An 18,315-nucleotide genomic window follows, 5' to 3' on the forward strand; every position below is an offset into this window, starting at 1 on the left:
GGCGGACTCCTAGAGCGTGACCGTGTCGCTGATCTGGTAGGTCGCGCTGATCGAGATGATCAGGAAGATGTCGACCTGCAGCTTGACCGAGCCGGTGTAGTCGCACTTGGTGGTGCCGGCGTCGTCGTACACCAGGCCCTTCAGCTCGGCCCGGAGCTTCACCTTGACGATCTTGACGCTGGTGGTGATGTCGACGCCGGCCTCAAGCGCGACGAGCCCGCCGTAGCTGGTCCGGTCGGCGATCGCGTCGTACGCGAGCACGAAGCCGATGCCGAGGAACGCGTACGCCTTGAAGACGCCGATGTTGCCCTCGACGCCCACCCCGGCGAACGCGACAAGCTCGAACTTCTCGCTGGTGACGCTCCCGGAGACCGAGGTGAGCGAGAAGGTGACCTTCAGGCTCACGATGACGAAGACCTTCGCCACCCCGATCGTGGTGACCGGGATGCGGCCCTCCAACTCCGCCCCGAACACCGCCGAGGCCTTGGCGCCGCCGGTGGCCAGGTCGATGCCGCTGCTGGCACCCAGCGACAGGGTCGCGGTGAGGTCGGCGCCGACCGGCAGCGAGAACTTCGGGAAGCTCACGATTGTCTTCGCGTCGAACTTCACCTCGTGCTTGGCGTTGGTCGCGCCGAGCGGGAGCGGGCCCTCCTCGCCCCGGTCGCCGAAGAACGGGATGTAGCGCAGGATCTCCTCGATCTCGGTCAGCAGCAGCGAACGCAGCCGGCTGATCTCGGGGCGCCGGTCGGTGCCACCGGCGATGTCCAGTTCGCTGCCGGTCAGCTCGGTCATCCCGGCGATGTCCGTCCAGATCCGCAACCCGGTGAACTCCGCCGACCAGCGCTCCCCGGTCAGCTCCAGCCGCAGCCGCGCGCTGTCGTAGCGCAGCTGGGACCCGTGGCCGGTGCTGCCGGCGATGCGCAGCGGCGTGGGGTGGCCCACGATGTCGACCGGGTCGCTGAGCGCGAGCCGGCCGCCCGGTCCGACGTCCAGGTGCACCACGCCCGGTGGCAGCTCGATGGTGTTGGCGGGCGGCGGGAAGGCGCCCTTCGAGGTGGAGCGGGCGAGCACGTCGGCGAGCGCCACCCGGTGGCCGGACTCGACCCGGGGCACGCCGGGCGCCGGGACGGACGGGCGCGGGAAGCAGAACGCGTGGGTCGGCGTGCTCTGCAGCAGGGCGTAGTCGTGCGCCGGCGCGGCCGGGGTGAGCAGGTCGGCGGCGTCGGCGAACCGGTACGGCCCGGGCGCCCCGACCAGCGGCGGCTCGGTGAACACACTGCGGTCACCGGCGGCGTAGGCGACCGGGTAGCGCCGCACCAGCGGCGTACCCCGGGTCTCGGCGACCGGCACGGCCTCGCCGCCGCCCCCGGCCGCCGGCCGGACCACCACCGACCAGGCGCCGGTCTCCGGCAGCCGCGGCATGCCGCGGACCGTCGCGACGAACACCGGCGTTCCGGCGTCGTCGGCGAGCCCGACCTCGATCCGCTGCGCGCGGAACGGCAGCCCGCTGCCGGCGACGTCGAGCCACGCGTCGACCGGGCCGCCGACCGGCCCCTGGGCCTCGATCAACGCGCGCAGGTCGGACACCGGCGCCGGTGCGCCGTTCGGGGTGACCTGCAACCAGCCCAGCACGCCGGTGGCCGTGGCCCGGCCGGGCAGGCCGTCGAGCGCCAGGTCGGCGTCGAAGTGGTACGGCACCAGCTGGGTGCCGCCGGAGCCGAAGACCGCGCCGGGAGCCGGGCGGATCGTCCGCACGTCGAACAGGCCGCGGAACAGCCCGGCGTCGAAGGTGTACGGGGCGACGACCACGTCGCCGACGCCCTCGTCGAAGTACCGGTAGTCGAACAGGCCCGGGGTGAACGCCTGCCAGCCGCTGTCCCGACGGATCACGCCGCCGCCGGGGCGCCGCTCCACGGTCACCGAGCGGGTGACCCGGATGCCCCACGGGTGCAGCACGCTGTTGACCTTGATGACCTCCAGCGCGGTCCGGCCGACGACGACCCGGAACTGCACCTTGGCGGCCTCCGCGAACGCGGCGAACGGGTTGTTCCAGTCGCTGAAGTTCGAGCCGCCGTACCCCGACACGTCGATCCGGGTGACCGGCACCCGGGGGTTCGCCGCCATGTCGTTGTTGAAGACGGCCTCCACGCTGCCCGTCGGGTCGGCCGTCGAGCCGAGCATGGACAGCCCGAGCGGGGCGCCCGAGGCCAGGTCGACGCCGTTGAGCAACTGGCGCATCCGGCCGGCGAAGGTCGCCGAGACGCCGCCGTCGTCGGGCCGGCCGCCCTCGGCCTGCGCGGTGACCTGGAGGCCGCCGACCGCGTCCTCGGTGGGGAACGCCGGGCGGGTCAGGTCGAGCAGGTCCGCGGGGCGGTCCGCGGCGGCGTCGGGTCGGACCAGCACCGCCGCGATCAGCCCGAAGGGGAACGTGGTCCGCAGGCCGACCGGGGTGCCGTCCCGGAACGCGCCGACCGTGCCGTCCAGGGCGTCGGCCGGCACCACCGGAACCAGCTTCTGCGAACGGGCGCCGATCGTCGTGGCACCGCCGTCGACGGCCGAGGCGAGCGGCGTCGGGAACCAGCCCATCGTGGCGATGTCCTGGTCGGCGTCGAGGGTGCGGACCGGCTCCCACTGCACCTGCGGCAGCGCGACCACGCGCAGGTCGGCGACCTCGGAGCGGACCGCCAGTCCCTCGACCGGGAACGCGCCGCCCGCCGCGCCGGTCTGCCGCCCGCCCATCGCGACGCCCAGCAGGTCCTGGTTGGTGGAGACGTCGAGCAGCAGCAGCGGCGGAGTCGGTCCGACGACCTCGTTCAGGTAACGGTCGACGATGGCGTTGCTCACCGCGTCCGACTGGCGGGCGGCCTCGACCCGCTGCCCACGCAGCTCCAGTTCGCGGCGCTGCGCCGCCTGCCACTGCGCATCGGTCCGCTTGTCCAGGTGCAGCCGACCCTGCTCGACCTGGGTCAGCCCCACGTCGGGAGCCGTCCGGTCGCGGTCGGCGGGACGGGGCTCGACCGGCGAGGCGGGCCGGCCGCTCACGGTCGCGGTGGCGACGCCGAGCAGACCCTCGAAGTCCACCGTCGGGGCGGTGTCCGGCCCGGCCCAACCGATCCGGCAGACCAGCGTGGTCGGGGGGACCTCCCGCCCGATGCGCGGCCGGACGATCGTGGCGTTCGCGACGTACGGGTCGGGCAGGGTGGGCGCCCACCCGTGCACACCGAAGGCGAGCTGTGCCGTGCCGGAGCCGAGGGACCCGTCACGCAGGACGCCCCGGACGACGCAGAACGCCGGCAGGGTGGTCCACACCAGGGCGTTGCGCAGCGCGAACTGGAGGTGCCGGCGGGGATTCGGCGGCAGCGCCGCGCCGAGCAGGGCGGTCGTCTCGCCGGCGCGGCGGTGCAGCCACAGAACCCCGGCCCGGGTCGGCGTGTCCACCGGGATCCCCTCGGTGGTCAGCGGCCGGTCCAGCGCGGCCTCGACCGAGCACTGCGCCATGAGGTGCTCGCCGTCGGCGAGGTGGCAGGACCAGAGCAGCCAGAACGGCTCGTCGTACGTCTGCCGCCAGGGCAGTCGGTGGCCCTCCTCCCCCGTCGCCCACAGGTCGTAGGTGTGGGTGACCGGAGGGCCGAGCGGCGGTACGTCCTCGGCGGCGAGCATCGCCCCGGACGCCGACACGGCGAGCCACGCGTCGGGCAGCTCGTGCGGGCGCGGGTCGGACTCGTACCAGCGGGCGGTCAGGCCGCTGACCTGGAGCAGCCACCGGGCGGCGTACGCCGCCTCGCCGAGGATCGCCGGGTCGGTGGCGGTCACGACGGGCAGGCCCAGCCCACCGCCGCGCACCGCTGCGCGGCCGCCGAAGGCCACGAGATCCGTACCTGCCGGGTCGAGGGTGTCCGGCTCGACGTCGTAGCCGAGCACGACCGTCCAGAGCCGGGCCACGAACGTCCGGTCGCCGGTGGGCGCGCCGAACCGGAAGGCGGCGTCCCACAGGTGGGCCTCGCCGGGCTCCCCGCCGACGTCCAGCGTTCCGGCCCGGAACCGCAGGCTCACCGCCGCGGGCAGGGTGGTGGCCGTCCCGGCGTCGCAGCCGCCGGTGCCGGCCGGCGGCTCGTCCGGGGCGGGCGCCACCTTCAGCGCGGCGGTCAGTGGGGCGGGGACGGTGATCCGGTCACCGGTGACGGTCGACCCGGCGGGCAGGCTCAGGCTGCCCTCGGTGACGCGCAGCCCGGCGTACGCGTCGGCGGGCAGGCCGCCGAGCAGGTCACCGCGGATCCAGACGGTGCCGGGCTCGACGTCGACGGAGACGCCGCGCGGCCCGACTACCGGGGGGCGGGCGGCGGTGAGCACGATCGCCGGGGCCGCCGCCCCGGTCTCGGCGATGGTGAGCCGGGCGGCGGCGGCGAAGACGTCCCAGAAGACGTCGGTGCCGCCGGGCGTACGGAAGGGGCCGATCCGGCGCGCCGGCCGCAGCCCGGAGCGGTGGTCGACGAGCCGACCGGCGAGCAGCTTCTCCCGCTCGTCGTACCGGTCCACCAGAGCATCGGCGGGCAGTCGGGTGCCGGTGCCGCGCAGGGCGTCGTCGGCGAGGCGGGCGAGGGCGTCGAGGCCCGGGACGGAGCGGGCGGGTCGCGGGGTGCGGGCGGGATCGGACACGCGCGCCTCCTTCGGGGAGGGGGTGACCACGGTGGCCGAACTCATCCTTCTCGCGACTGCGGAGGGTGAGCAGTCCGATCACGGACACACCAAGTGTCGGGTGAAAGGAAGGGCCCCTTGTTAACGCCTGCGGTAGTAGAAGGGTCCCTTCCAATCACTTGGGGCGCCGATATCCGGTCGCGCCCAGACCGACCGACGGCTACGGTGCGCTACGTGGATCTTGAGATCGTCACCCTCGCCGAGCGGCCGGACCTGGCGCCCCTGCTTGACGACTTCGACGGCGCGTGGCCGGAGTTCATGAGCTGGGACCCGATGGCGTCGCTGTACTACGCGGTCGCCGACCTGCACTACCCGGACCACGTCCTGCTCGCCCTCGACCCGGCCGCGCCCGGCCGCGCGGTGGCCCGGGCGTACAGCGTGCCGCTGTCCTGGACCGCCGACGAGCTGCCGCCGGGCGGCTGGGACCGGGTCGTGCAACGGGCCACCGTCAACCGGCTGGCGGGCACGACGCCGAATCTGGTCTCGGCGCTGGAGATCTGCGTACGCCCGGAGGCCCGGAGCCGCGGCGTCTCGGCCCGGATGCTCGGCGCGATGCGCGCGAACGCGCAGCGCCTCGGCTTCACCGAGCTGGTCGCGCCGGTCCGCCCCAGCGGCAAGCACACCGTCCCCGACGAGCCCATGCGGGAGTACGCGTTCCGCGTCCGCGACGACGGCCTGCCGGTGGACCCGTGGCTGCGGGTGCACGTACGCGCGGGCGGGCGGATCGACTCGGTCGCGCCGCGCTCGATGACGATCCCCGGCACCCTCGCCGAGTGGCGGGCCTGGACCGGTTTGCCGTTCGACCGCACCGGCCCGGTGCACGTGCCGCACGCGCTGGTTCCGGTCTGGTGCGACGTGGCCCAGGACCACGCCGTCTACGTCGAGCCCAACGTCTGGGTCCGGCACGCTCTCTGACCTCCGCCGAGCGGGCGAGCGGCGCCGGAGGTACCCGCGCAGCAGGCGTATCCGCCGGGGTCTCATTCGTTGACGGTCGGCCCGGCGAGCCGGATCTCCTCGATGTCCAGCACCGCCTGGAGTTCCCGCAGGACGATGTCGTCGATCTCGTTGCGGTCCCGCAGCCGGGTCACCTCGCGGCGCTTGTGCTCCAGAACGGCCAGCCGCAGTTGACGTTCCTGGTCCCGCATCGGCTGCCCCTCCTCCGCCACGCCGCTGCGCATGCCCTCCAGGCGCGACTGGTACTCCGTCCGGAGCCGCTCGACCAGGTCCGCCTCGACGCCCAGCCGGCCGGCGACGTCGGGCAGCGCGGCCAGCGCCGCCTCGGTGGCGCGCAGCCGGGCCAGCCGCACCTCGTCCTCGCGCTGCGCGTCCCCCATCAGGCCGGCCCAGCGGACGACGAGCGGGAGCGTGGTCCCCTGGACGAGCATGATCAGCACGATCACCAGCGCGGTGGAGAAGATGATCAAATCCCGCTCGTGGACCGGCCCGCCGTCCGGCATGGTCAACGGCACCGCGAGCGCCGCGGCCAACGACACCGCGCCACGGAATCCGGCCCACGCGGCGACGACGCTGATCCGCCACGGCGGCCGGGGCTCACGTCGTGGCGTACGACGCCGGACCGCCCAGATCCCGAGGGCGGACAGGTGCACCCACGCCAGCCGGGTCACGAAGACGACCCCGGCCACGACCACCGCGATGAGCAGCGCCCGGATCAGCGAGGTGCTGGTGACACCCTCGACCGCCCGGGGGATCTGCAGGCCGACGAGCACGAAGAGCCCGCCGTTGATGAGGAACGTGCTCAGGTCCCAGAAGTCGAAGGCCATGATCCGGGCCCGCGCGCCGATCACCCGCGGGCTCGCCCACGACAGGACCAGCCCGGCCACCAGCACCGCGAGCACACCGCTCGCGTGGACCAACTCGGCGAGCAGGAACGACGCGAAGGGCGTGAGGACGCTGAGCGCGCCCTCCCGGAGCGGGTCGTCGAGGCGCTTGCGGAGCAGCACCACCACCGTGCCGACCAGCAGGCCGGCGGCGACGCCGCCGACGAACGCGCCCCCGAGCCGCTCCAGGAACCCGAGCGCGCCGGGCGCGGTGTGGCCGGTGATCAGGCCGAGCGCGACCGCGAAGAGCACCAGGGCCGTACCGTCGTTGATCAGGCTCTCCGCGCGCAGCGTCGTGAGCAGCCGGCGGGGCATCCGCTTCGCCAGCCCGGCCACCGCCGCGGCGTCGGTCGGCGCCAGCACGGCGCCGAGCACCCAGGCCGCCGCCGGGTCGATGCCGAACGCCCTCGCGGTGTACGCCACCGTGACCATGGTGACCACCACGAGCCCCACCGCGAGCAGGACGATGGCGGCGAGGTTGGCACGGATCTCGCGCAGGCTGGTGGTGATGCTCTCGCGGTAGAGGATCGCCGGCAGGAACAGCAGCAGCACGACCTCGGGCTCGAGCAGCACCTCGGAGAAGAGCGGGACGAACGCGAGCAGCACGCCCAGGGCGATCAGCAGCACCGGTGGCGCCACCCGGTACCGGCCGCCCAGCGTCGTGCCGACGAGCACGGTGGCACCGAGCACCACCAGCAGGTCGAGCGCCTCCACAGCCACCCCCGTCCCGGCCGCCCCTTCCATGATCTACGAGTGGGCCGGGGCGCACCGGGGGAACGCCGCAGCGGCCGGGCGTGGATTCGGAAGGCGGTGGTCCGGCGCTGCCCGGCGGTGACCACCGCGACGGCCGCCAGGCACAGGGCCGCGGCGAGGGCGAACGTCGGGCGGGCGCCGAGCGCCACGGCGGCCGAGCCGAGCGGGGTGGTCACCGCGACCGGGCCGAACATCACGGTGGTGGCGGTTCCCGCGACGCGCCCGAGCCGCCGCGCCGGGGTGCGGGTCTGGACGGCGGTGACCGCCGCGATCAGCGCCCACGGCAGGGCGAGGCCGGCGAGGAGGGAGGCCGCGACCGCCGCGGGCCACCAGGGCAGGCACCGACCCGCGCACACCACGGCGAAGAGGGCGGTCCCGGCGGTGGCGACGCGGACGGGGCCGAGCCGGTCGATCAGGCGCCCGGCGACCAGCCCGGCGGCGATGGATCCGGCGCCCTGGGCGCTGAGCAGGACGCCGAGGAACGTCGACGGCATGGCCAGGTCACCGGTGACGACCTGGTAGTACGCCGCGGTGGTGAAGCCGGACAGTCCGATGGCGACGGCGGCGAGGCCCACGCTGCGGTGGATCACGGGTCGGCGCCGGATCACCGCGAGCCCGGCGCGGAGGCCGGGGCGGCGGGCCGTCGTCGCGACCGGCCGGCGCCCGGCCGGGCGGACGGCGGTGTAGAGAACTGCCGCCAGGACCGGCATCGTCGCGCTCACCATCGCGACGAGGTGACCGCCCTGCCAGGCGTAGAGGCCCGCCCCGGCGAGCGGCGCCACCAGCTTGACGCCCTCCTGGGCGCTGGTCCGCCAACCGTTGACGGCGCCGAGCCGCTCGGCGGGCAGCGTCTCCGGGAGCAGCGCCGACTCGCCGGCGTCGATGAGCACGTAGCCGATCCCGTAGGCGAGGGAGACGGCGAAGAGCAGCCAGGTGTCGCCCGCGTCCCGGACCACGAGCAGGCTGAGCAGTGGCGGCACCAGCAGCAGGTGTACGGCGATCAGCGTGGGACGCCGGGGCAGCCGGTCGACCACGCCGCCGAGCCAGGGACCGGCCAGCACCGGGGCGAAGACGCAGACGCCGGCCAGCGCCGCGAGGCTGCCCGAGCCGGTCAGGTCGAGGATCCAGATGCCGGCGACGAGCGACATCGTGGTGCTGCCGAAGCCGGACAGCAGCGAGATGGCCACGAAGAGCAGGGCGTTACGACGCATGGGACTCCCGACGAGTACGGCGTGACAGCTCCGATCCTCAAAGCTGAGTCGACTCGACGCAAGATCGGCGACCGCTGTCAACGGGGCGTTGACAGCGCTGCCTGGACGGCCTGGGCGAGTGCCCGCGGTCGGGCCGGCACCCGGCGTGGACCGGCCGCGGCCAGGTCGGCCACCACGTGCCGGGCCAGCGAGTGCAGCGGGCCGGGCGGCGCGTCCAGGGCCGCCGTGACGGTGCGCCGTACCAGCGGAGCGGCGGCGAAGCGCCTGTCCCACCGCCGGTCGGCGGCGATCCACCGGTCGAGTTCCGCGATCGCGGCGCGGAGGGCGGCGATCCTGGGCCCGAAGGGCGCGTCGTCTGCCGTCCGTCGGGCCCGGACCGCCGCGGCGAGCCGCTGACGCCGCTGCTCGGCCGCCTGGCGGCTGGCCAGCCCGAGCGCGGCGGCGACCTGCGCCCAGGTCGCACCGGCGTGCCGGGCCCGGTCGATGAGCGTCAGCTCCTCGTCGTCGAGCCGCGCCCGGGCGGCTCTCACCTCGGTCAGTAGGTCCAACTCGGACGGCATGTGTCAACGATACGTTGACAGCTCGGTCCGGGCCGTCCAGGGCGGACCGTAGGTTGCCCTCTTCCACCCGGCGCGTTCACCCGGTAGAAACAGTTCCGATCCCCTTTCCGCCGTCCCGACCACCGCACGGCTCCTTCGGAGAGCGCTCTCTCGCTCGCCGTCACCACCCGGGAGGACCACCGCATGACCATCCACGGCACACGACGGCGCGGACGCCGGGCACTGGTGCTCGGTCTCGTGCTCGCGACCGCCGTCACCGCCACCGCGCCCGCCGCAACCGCCGGCCCACCCCGCCCCGGCGCCCCCGACTTCGGCCCCAACGTGACGATCTTCGGACCGGGCACACCGGTCAGCGAGATCCAGGCCACCATGGACGCCCGGCACGCCGCGCAGGTCGACGCCGAGATGGGCACCGCGCGGCACGCGTACCTGTTCCTGCCCGGCAGCTACGGCAGCGCGGAGCAGCCGCTACAGGTGAAGGTGGGCTACTACACCGAGGTCTCCGGCCTCGGCGCCACCCCCACCGACGTACGCCTCAACGGCAAGATCGAGGTCTACAACCGCTGCCTCGCCGACGGCGGCGCCGGCAACTGCATCGCCCTGGTCAACTTCTGGCGCACGCTGTCGAATTTGTCGCTGTCGATCAACGCCGCCGGCCAGGACGACTGCCGGTCCTCGGCGAACTTCTGGGCGGTGTCCCAGGCGGTGTCGATGCGCCGCCTCGACATCAACGGCGGCACGCTGTCGCTGATGGACTACTGCACCGCCGGCCCGCAGTACGCCAGCGGCGGCTTCATCGCCGACTCGCGGCTGCCGGACGTCGTCAACGGCTCCCAGCAGCAGTGGCTGACCCGCAACAGCGAGATCGGCAGTTGGTCCAACGCGGTGTGGAACCAGGTGTTCGCGGGGGTGGTCGGCGCACCGGACGACGCCAACTTCCCGGACCCGCCGTACACCACACTGGACACCACGCCGCTCAGCCGGGAGAAGCCGTACCTGTACGTGGACGACCGGGGTCGCTACCACGTGCGGGTGCCGGCGGTCCGCCGGGACACCCGCGGGATCACCTGGGGCACCGGCCTCACCCCGGGCCGCAGCATCCCGATCCGCGACTTCTTCATCGCCAAGCCGGGTGACCCGGTGCACGTGATCAACCGGGAACTCGCCCGCGGCAAGCACCTGCTGCTCACCCCCGGCGTGTACGACGTCGCCCGCAGCATCGAGATCCGGCGCCCGGACACGGTCGTGCTCGGGCTCGGGCACGCCACCCTCACCGCCGTGAACGGCGCCGTGCCGCTCGACGTCGCGGGCGTGCCCGGCGTCGTGGTGGCCGGGGTGACCGTGGACGCCGGGCTCCGGGAGTCGCCGGTCCTGCTGCGGGTCGGCAGCCGGCACGGGCGCAACCACAGCACCGCGCGCAACCCGATCACCCTGTCCGACGTGTACTTCCGGGTCGGCGGGCCGCACATCGGCCGCACCCACACCGCCCTGGAGATCAACAGCGACCACGTCCTCATCGATCACACCTGGGTATGGCGGGGCGACCACGGCGTCGAGGGCTTCACCGAGGGCGTCAACGGCGACACGGAGCGCTGGCGGACCAACACCGGCCGGTACGGCGCGATCGTCAACGGCGACCACGTCACCGCCACCGGACTGTTCGTCGAGCACTTCCAGCGCTACAACACGGTGTGGAACGGCGAGCACGGGACGACGATCCTCTACCAGAACGAGCTCCCGTACGACCCGCCGACGCAGGCGGACTGGATGAACGGCGACGTCCAGGGGTGGGCCGGCTACAAGGTCGGCGACCGGGTGCGGCACCACACCCTGTACGGCGGCGGGGTGTACGTGTTCAACCAGAACAACCCGTCGATCCACACCGAGAACGGCTTCGAGGTGCCGGACCGGCCCGGTGTGCGGCTGCACCACATCATGACGGTGAACCTCAGCGCCGGCACGATCGACCACGTGGTCAACGGTGTCGGCGCGGCGGCCGACACCACCCGCGTCGGCGCGCCGGTCTACCTCGCGGAGTACCCCGTGCCGTGATCCGGCGGCGTGGGCCGGGGCATCTGCTCCGGCCCACGCAACCGCCCGGCGGTCAGCCGTCGTCGCCAGCCCGACGATGCGGAGCGATCGCCTTTGGAGCTGAGCCGTCTGGGACATCGACCAGCGCGCCGAATCCAGCCCACGCCGGCGACCCCCTGCGCACCGGGCACCACGCGTGAACCGAGCCGGCACGATTCATCCACGACATCAGCTCCAAAGGCGGTGCGGCCCCACATCGGCTCGCCGCGGCCGCTGCACGAACCGGACGGTGGCGCGCCTCAGCTCCGCACGTACGCGAGCGGCACGACTCCGGGACCGCCGGGCCAGGTGCCGGTCAGGACGGTGCCGCTCGACGCCGCCGCACCGCCCACCCGGCGGACGACGAACAACTCGACGCCGTCGGTGACGATGACCGCCGGGTCGCCGTCCTCGACCCGGCGGATCGCGCCGGGCACCGGCACGTCGGTCCGCCCCTCGACGGTGACGGTCATGAGCGCCTCGCGGACCTCGCGGACGCCGTCGACCTCGAAGTACTCCTCGGCCTGGCCGGCGTCGCCGCGGAGGACGTCCGCCAGCACGGCGGCGTACACCGGGTCACCGCAGGCGTCGTACACCCAGCGGGTGCCCAGCGCCGAGTGCTCGGTCGTGCCGACCAGCCACTCGTCGCCGCCGGCCAACGGCGCGCCGCGATAGGTCAGCGGCACCTGCAGGACCGGCCCGGCACCGGCGCGGACGAGCAGGGTCTCGACACCCACCGCGCCGTCCGGGTCGTCGAAGCGGTACGCGGCTACGCGGGTGACCTCGGCGCCCGCGTCCCCGGCGAACCAGTTCCGGCCGGGCAGCCACGCGGCGAGGAGTTCGAGCTTGTTGGGCTTCAGGTCGGCACGGTGCAACAACGCCATGCGCGGCATGGTAGCCGCGGGCGCCGCCGCTACGATCATCGACATGACGATCTCGCTGGAGGGGCGCCGCTTCGCCGCCGTCACGGACGTCGTCGCCGGTGAGGTCGGCACGGAGACCGTCTTCACGTACCACGAGAACGACGGCACGGTCTGGGCCGAGTACGCGGGCGGGGCGATCCGGCGCGGCCATCTCGTCGGCACCCGCGACGGCGACCGGCTCGACTTCCGGTACGTGCAGCTGAACAGCGACGGTCTCACCTCCTCCGGCCACTGTGTCTCGGAGATCGCGGTGCTCGACGACGGCCGGGTGCGGCTGCACGAGACCTGGTGGTGGGAGTCGCGGCCGGGCAGCGGCACAAGCGTGGTCGAGGAGCTGCCCGGCGGGTGAGAGCCGCGGGGCGCCGACTCCCGCGCGCCCGGGCCGGCCGGCTGGCAGGATGGCCGGGTGGATCTCGACTCGGGCGCCGGCCTGCTGCACCGGCTCACCTCGTACGTGCCGGAACGCGAGTGGGACGTGCCCGCCGACGACCCGCGGGTGCGCCACGACCTCGTCCCGAACGACCCCGCGACGCTGCCGCCGCCGATGAAGGCGTACCCCGGGAACCTGCCCGTGGTGGAGCTGCCGCGCGAGCTTCCCGACCCGGGCCTGCCGGCGGCGGCCGTGCTCGCCGGCGGCGCCGGCCCGGAGCGCCCGCTCGACGCGGCGCAGCTCGGCCGGGTGCTCTTCCTCGGCGCCGGCGTGGTCCGCACCGCGGAGCGCAACGGACGCCCGGTCCTCTTCCGCGCCGCCGGGTCGGCCGGCGCCCGGTTCCCGCTCGAGGTCTACGCGAGCACGCACGGCGTCGCCGGGGTGCCCGACGGCGTGCACTGGTACGACGGACGGCGGCACGCGCTCGTGCAGGTCGCGCCGGCCGCCGGCGGTACGGCCACCACGCTCGTCGTGACCGGCGTGCCCTGGCGGACCGGCTGGCGGTACGCCGAGCGCGGCTGGCGGCACCTCTACTGGGACGCGGGGACGCTGCTGTCCCAACTGTCGGCCGCGGCGGCGAGCGCGGGCCAGGCGCCGAACCTGCGGTCGCTGTTTCCCGACGCGCAGATCCGCGAGCTGGTCGGCGCGGACGGCGTCCACGAGTACCCCCTCGCGCTGCTCACCCTCGGCGACGGCGAGCCGGCCGTCACCCCCTCGGGGCCGGCCGCCACCGGCGACCTGCCGCCGGTGGAGCTGCCGCTCTGCACCGCCGCCCAGCGCGCCGGCGAGCGGACGGTGCTCGGCGATCCGTGGCCGGCCGGGGACGCCCTGGCGGACGTCCCGGAGTCGGCCACGCTCGACGAGGTGGTACGGCGGCGCGGGTCGCAGCGGCGCATGGACCGGTCCCGGACGCTGCCCCGGCGCACGCTGGAGTGGTCGATGAGCGCCGCCCTGCGCGGCGTGACCGTGCCGCACTGGGTCGCCGTGCACGGTGTCGACGGGGTGCCGCCGGGCCTGTACCGGTGGCCCGACCTGTCGGCACCGCTGCGCGGCGGCGACCTCCGCGACGAACTGCTCCGCGTCTGCCTGGACCAGGCGCTCGGCGCCGACGCCGCGTACGTTGCCATCGCCGCCGTCCGCACCGCCACCCTCGACGACCGCTCCTACCGGGACGCGCAGCTCGCCGCCGGGCTCGTCGAGGGCCGGCTGCACCTCGCCGCGTACGCCCTGGGAGCCGGCGCCTCCGGCATGACGTTCAACGACTCGGCGGTGCCGGGCCTGCTCGGCGAGCCCGACGACCTGGCCGCCCTGCTCTTCACCTGCGTGGGCGTGCCCGAGTACGCGTCCCGGCCGGGTGGCCGGCCCGGCGCGCCGGTCGCGGTACGCCCGGTGCAGCCCCGCCTCGGCGGCAGCTGACCGCTATCCGGTGGTCACCGTCGCGGCGGCCCGCGTAGAGTGCCGGGCATGAGTGGCTCCGCCGTCCCCAGCAACCGGCCCCGGTGCGCCGTGCGGGCGGGCGTGGAGCGACGTCGGCGTTCGGCTGCTCGCCTGCGAGCCACGACCGCCTGAGCCGACGTACGACCGGGCGGATCGATTCGCCCGGTCCCCCTCGGAGCCGTCCCGTCGATCCGTCCGGATTCCCTTCCGGCGACCCGCGTCCGGTGCGGGTCCGAGCGAGATCGGCAGTTTCGATGGATCTGGAGAAGTTGCTGTCCGACCGGCTGGCGCCGGCGTTCGCCGCGGTGGCGGGCGGTCCCGTCGACCCGGCCGTGCGCCGCTCCCAGCACGCGGACTTCCAGTCGGACGCGGCGCTGCCGCTGGCCCGGCGGCTCGGCCGCGCTCCCCGGGAGGTCGCCGCCGAGGCGCTGGCCGGAGCCGACCTTGCCGGCCTGTGCGCGGCGGCGGAGGTGTCCGGTCCCGGCTTCGTCAACCTGACCGTCGCCGACACCGCCCTGGGCGGGTTGGTGTCCGGGATGGCCGCCGACCAGCGGCTGGGTGTACCGGTCAGCGACCGGCCGGAGACGGTGGTGGTCGACTACTCGGCGCCGAACGTGGCGAAGGAGATGCACGTCGGGCACCTGCGCTCGACCGTCATCGGGGACGCCGCGACCCGGTTGCTCGAATGGCGCGGTCACCGGGTGGTCCGGGCAAACCACCTCGGCGACTGGGGCACCCCGTTCGGCATGCTCATCGAGCACCTGCTCGACCTGGGCGAGACCGAGGCGGTCCGGGAACTGTCCGTCGGCGACCTCGACGCGTTCTACAAGGCGGCGCGGGCGAAGTTCGACGCCGACGAGGGCTTCCGGGAGCGGTCGCGGTCGCGGGTGGTCGCGCTGCAGAGCGGTGACGGGCGCACGGTGCGGCTGTGGCGGCTGCTGGTCGCCCAGTCCACGGCGTACTTCCTGCGCGTCTACGACCAGCTCGACGTCACCCTGACCGACGCCGACTTCCGGGGCGAGAGCGGCTACAACGAGCTGCTCGCGCCGGTCGTGGCGGAGCTGGACCGGCTCGGGTTGCTGCGGCACAGCGACGGTGCCGCCTGCGTCTTCCCACCCGGCTTCACCGGTCGGGACGGGCGGCCACTGCCGTTGATCGTCCGCAAGGCCGACGGCGGCTTCGGCTACCCGGCCACCGACCTGGCGGCGCTCCGGCACCGCACCGGTGGGCTCGGCGCCACCCGGCTGCTGTACGTCGTGGGGCTGCCCCAGCGGCAGCACTTCGACCTCGTCTTCGCGGTGGCCGCACTCGCCGGCTGGCTCCCGGAGGGCACCCGGGCCGAGCACGTCGGATTCGGGTCGATCCTCGGCACCGACGGGCGGATGCTGCGCAGCCGCAGCGGGGACTCGGTGAAGCTCGCCGGCTTGCTGGACGAGGCGGTGGCCCGCGCCACGGAGCTGGCGCGCCGGAAGAACCCCGGCCTGGACGACGCCGAGGTGGCCGAGGTCGGGCGGGCGGTGGGCGTCGGGGCGGTCAAGTACGCCGACCTGTCCACCGACCGCAACCGCGACTACGTCTTCGACTGGGACCGGATGCTCTCGCTGGACGGCAACACCGCCCCCTACCTCCAGTACGCCTACGCCCGGATCCGGTCGATCTTCCGGCGGGCCGGCCCGGTTCCGCCACCGGCGGCGGAGCTCCGGCTGACCGATCCGGCGGAGCGGGCGCTCGCGATCGAGCTGACCGGCTTCGCGACCGTCGTCGGCGCCGTCGAGCAGAACCTGGAGTTCCATCATCTGGCCGGCTACCTGCACCGGCTGGCCACCACCTTCAGCGGCTTCTACGAGCGCTGCCCGGTGCTCGCCGCCGCCGCGCCGGTACGCGACAGCCGGCTGCTGCTCTGCGACCTGACCGCCCGGGTGCTGCGGCAGGGCCTGCACCTGCTCGGTATCCGCGCACCCGAACGGATGTGAGCACGGCCCCGCGCGACGCCGGCCGGGCCGGTGTCGGGAATGCCGCGTTTCCACCCCGCCGGCGAGGGTAGGGCCTTGAGGGCACGCTCCCCAGCACGCCGACGGAGGAACCCGCCCGATGGATGCCAGCAAACCCGCCAAGGCCGTCAAGGACGCCGTGGAGGCCGCCACCGAGAAGCTGACCGAGGCTCTCCGGCCCGACGTGCCCGGCGCGCCGGGCAGCGCGCCCCCGACGGTCGAGGAGCCGACCACGCCGCACGACCCGCTGCCGCCGAAGAAGGAGCAGGGCGCCCCGGAGACCCGTACGCCGACCGGCGCGGAGACCGGGGCGCCGGCGATCGCGAACGGCCAGCAGGGCGCCTACCTCACGACCTCGCAGGGCACGCGGCTGCGGGACACCGACCACTCGCTGAAGGCCGGGCCGCGCGGGCCGATCCTGCTCCAGGACCACCACTTCCGCGAGAAGATCACCCACTTCGACCACGAGCGCATCCCCGAGCGGGTGGTGCACGCCCGCGGTACCGGTGCGCACGGCGTGTTCACCGGCTACGGCACCGCCGCCGGCATCACGAAGGCCGGCTTCCTCAAGCAGGGGCGGGAGACGCCGGTCTTCGTCCGGTTCTCCACCGTCCTCGGCTTCCGCGGGTCGGCCGACACGGTCCGCGACACCCGCGGCTTCGCGACCAAGTTCTACACGGATGAGGGCACCTTCGACCTGGTCGCCAACAACATGCCGGTCTTCTTCATCCAGGACGCCATCAAGTTTCCGGACATCATCCACGCCGGCAAGCCGCACCCGGACCGGGAGATCCCGCAGGCGCAGAGCGCGCACGACACGTTCTGGGACTTCGTCTCCCTGCACACCGAGGCGCAGCACCACACCATGTGGAACATGTCCGACCGGGGCATCCCGCGTTCGTACCGCATGATGGAGGGCTTCGGCGTGCACACCTTCCGGCTGGTCAACGAGGCCGGGGAGACGGTGCTTGTCAAGTTCCACTGGAAGCCGAAGCTCGGCGTGCACTCCCTCGCCTGGGAGGAGGCGCAGCTGCTCAACGGCATCGACCCGGACTTCCACCGCCGCGATCTGTACGACGCGATCGAGGCCGGCGCGTACCCGGAGTGGGAACTCGGTCTCCAGGTCCTCCCGGACACGCCGGAGGAGACGTTCGCCGGGATCGACCTGCTCGACCCGACGAAGATCGTCCCGGAGGAGCTGGCACCGGTGCAGCCGGTCGGGCGGCTGGTGCTCAACCGCACGCCGACGAACTTCTTCGCCGAGTCGGAGCAGGTCGCGTTCCACGTCGGGCACCTGCCGCCGGGCATCGACGTCACCAACGACCCGCTGCTGCAGGGCCGGCTCTTCTCGTACGTCGACACGCAGCTCACCCGCCTGGGCGGCCCGAACTTCTCGCAGATCCCGATCAACCGGCCACACGCCCCGGTCAACGACATGCTCCGCGACGGCTTCCACCAGCACGCGGTGCACGCGGGTGTCGCGCCGTACCGGCCGAACTCGCTGGACGGCGGCAACCCCTTCCCGGCCGGCGACGCGGAGAACGCCTTCGTCGACGTGCCGGTGACGGTCGCGGAGGCGCCGAAGGTACGCGCGAACCCGGCCTCGTTCGACGACCACTTCAGCCAGGCCCGCCTGTTCTGGCTGAGCATGTCGCCGGTCGAGAAGGAGCACATCATCCGCGCGTACACCTTCGAGCTGGGCAAGTGCTACCACCAGGCGATCAAGGAGCGGCAGCTGCGGTGCCTGGCCAACATCGACCCCGTGCTGTGCGCGCAGGTCGCCGCCGGCCTGGGCCTGCCCGCACCGGAGCCGACCGTGCCGCTCGCCGACGTCACACCCAGCCCCGCGCTGTCGCAGGTGGGCCGGGTGTGGCCGGCCGACGGCCGGATGGTGGGGATCGTCGTCGACCCCGACGGCGACCTCGACGGTGTCGGCGCGGTACGCGAGGCGGTGTTCGCCGCCGGCATGGTCCCGTTGCTCGTCGCCCCGCACGGCGGCATGGTCGGCGGCCTGCCGGTGCAGCGGACCTTCGCCACCGCCCGGTCGGTCGAGTTCGACGCGCTCCTGCTGGCCGGCGCACCGGCTCCGGCACCGGACGCGCTGCCCGCCCGGGACGCCAAGGCGGGAACGGCCGACGCGGTGACCGTGGATCCCCGGGTGCTGCTCATGGTCGAGGAGACGTGGCGGCACGCCAAGGCGATCGGCGGCTGGGGCGCCGGCGAGGCCGCGCTGCGGCAGGCCGGCGTGACCGGCACGCCCGGTGTCGTCACCGGCGACGGCGCCGTCGACGTGCTGACCGAGGTGAAGCAGTTGATGGCCGCGCACCGGACGTGGGAACGGTTCCCGGCCTCGGTCGCGTGACCCGGGAGACCTGACCGGGCGGTTCGGGGGAACGACCATGGGGTA

The 18,315-nt window shown here is 74.1% G+C and carries 11 protein-coding genes; 6 read left to right on the forward strand and 5 right to left on the reverse strand.

What is annotated here, in order from left to right:
- Positions 1-9: 9 nt before the first annotated feature.
- Complete coding sequence (locus ABTW87_RS12600; protein WP_350650940.1) at positions 10-4,656, reverse strand: hypothetical protein; 4,647 nt, start codon at positions 4,654-4,656, stop codon at positions 10-12.
- A gap of 213 nt (positions 4,657-4,869) precedes the next feature.
- Between ABTW87_RS12600 and ABTW87_RS12605 the strand changes: the two genes are divergently transcribed.
- Positions 4,870-5,610: a VHS/ENTH/ANTH domain-containing protein gene (locus ABTW87_RS12605; protein ID WP_350650941.1), complete on the forward strand. Its 741-nt coding sequence runs from the start codon at positions 4,870-4,872 to the stop codon at positions 5,608-5,610.
- A gap of 62 nt (positions 5,611-5,672) precedes the next feature.
- On the opposite strand, the gene ABTW87_RS12610 is transcribed toward ABTW87_RS12605, so the two are convergent.
- The 3 genes from ABTW87_RS12610 to ABTW87_RS12620 all read right to left on the reverse strand — a co-directional run bounded on the left by ABTW87_RS12610 (position 5,673) and on the right by ABTW87_RS12620 (position 9,057).
- Positions 5,673-7,253 carry a Na+/H+ antiporter gene (locus ABTW87_RS12610; protein WP_350650942.1) on the reverse strand — a complete coding sequence of 527 codons (1,581 nt, stop codon included), beginning with the start codon at positions 7,251-7,253 and terminating at the stop codon, positions 5,673-5,675.
- Entirely contained in the window at positions 7,151-8,497 is a 1,347-nt protein-coding gene (locus ABTW87_RS12615) for an MFS transporter (protein ID WP_350650943.1), read from the reverse strand. Before ABTW87_RS12615 ends, ABTW87_RS12610 begins: the two co-directional genes overlap by 103 nt.
- 77 nt (positions 8,498-8,574) lie before the next feature.
- Positions 8,575-9,057: a hypothetical protein gene (locus tag ABTW87_RS12620; RefSeq protein WP_350650944.1), complete on the reverse strand. Its 483-nt coding sequence runs from the start codon at positions 9,055-9,057 to the stop codon at positions 8,575-8,577.
- 183 nt (positions 9,058-9,240) lie between these two features.
- On the opposite strand from ABTW87_RS12620, the gene ABTW87_RS12625 reads away from it, so the two are divergent.
- Positions 9,241-11,109, forward strand: a complete 1,869-nt coding sequence (locus ABTW87_RS12625) for a pectate lyase-like domain-containing protein (RefSeq protein WP_350650945.1) — start codon at positions 9,241-9,243, stop codon at positions 11,107-11,109.
- 278 nt (positions 11,110-11,387) lie between these two features.
- Here ABTW87_RS12625 and ABTW87_RS12630 read toward each other — a convergent pair whose 3' ends face one another.
- Positions 11,388-12,011 carry a CG0192-related protein gene (locus tag ABTW87_RS12630; protein ID WP_350650946.1) on the reverse strand — a complete coding sequence of 208 codons (624 nt, stop codon included), beginning with the start codon at positions 12,009-12,011 and terminating at the stop codon, positions 11,388-11,390.
- A gap of 43 nt (positions 12,012-12,054) precedes the next feature.
- Between ABTW87_RS12630 and ABTW87_RS12635 the strand changes: the two genes are divergently transcribed.
- The 4 genes from ABTW87_RS12635 (at position 12,055) to ABTW87_RS12650 (ending at position 18,270) form a co-directional block, all read left to right on the forward strand.
- The gene (locus ABTW87_RS12635; RefSeq protein WP_350650947.1) at positions 12,055-12,399 is read left to right on the forward strand and encodes an avidin-fold protein; all 345 of its coding nucleotides are present in this window, start codon (positions 12,055-12,057) and stop codon (positions 12,397-12,399) included.
- 57 nt (positions 12,400-12,456) lie between these two features.
- Entirely contained in the window at positions 12,457-13,896 is a 1,440-nt protein-coding gene (locus tag ABTW87_RS12640; protein WP_350650948.1) for a SagB/ThcOx family dehydrogenase, read from the forward strand.
- Between the two features lie 275 nt (positions 13,897-14,171).
- Positions 14,172-15,890 (forward strand): arginine--tRNA ligase, encoded by a 1,719-nt coding sequence (gene argS, locus ABTW87_RS12645; RefSeq protein WP_350650949.1) that lies wholly within the window; start codon positions 14,172-14,174, stop codon positions 15,888-15,890.
- Between the two features lie 118 nt (positions 15,891-16,008).
- Positions 16,009-18,270 (forward strand): catalase, encoded by a 2,262-nt coding sequence (locus ABTW87_RS12650; protein WP_350650950.1) that lies wholly within the window; start codon positions 16,009-16,011, stop codon positions 18,268-18,270.
- Positions 18,271-18,315: the final 45 nt, after the last annotated feature.

Origin of the sequence: Micromonospora sp. NPDC126480 (genome assembly GCF_040302465.1) — a bacterium.
Classification (GTDB): domain Bacteria; phylum Actinomycetota; class Actinomycetes; order Mycobacteriales; family Micromonosporaceae; genus Micromonospora.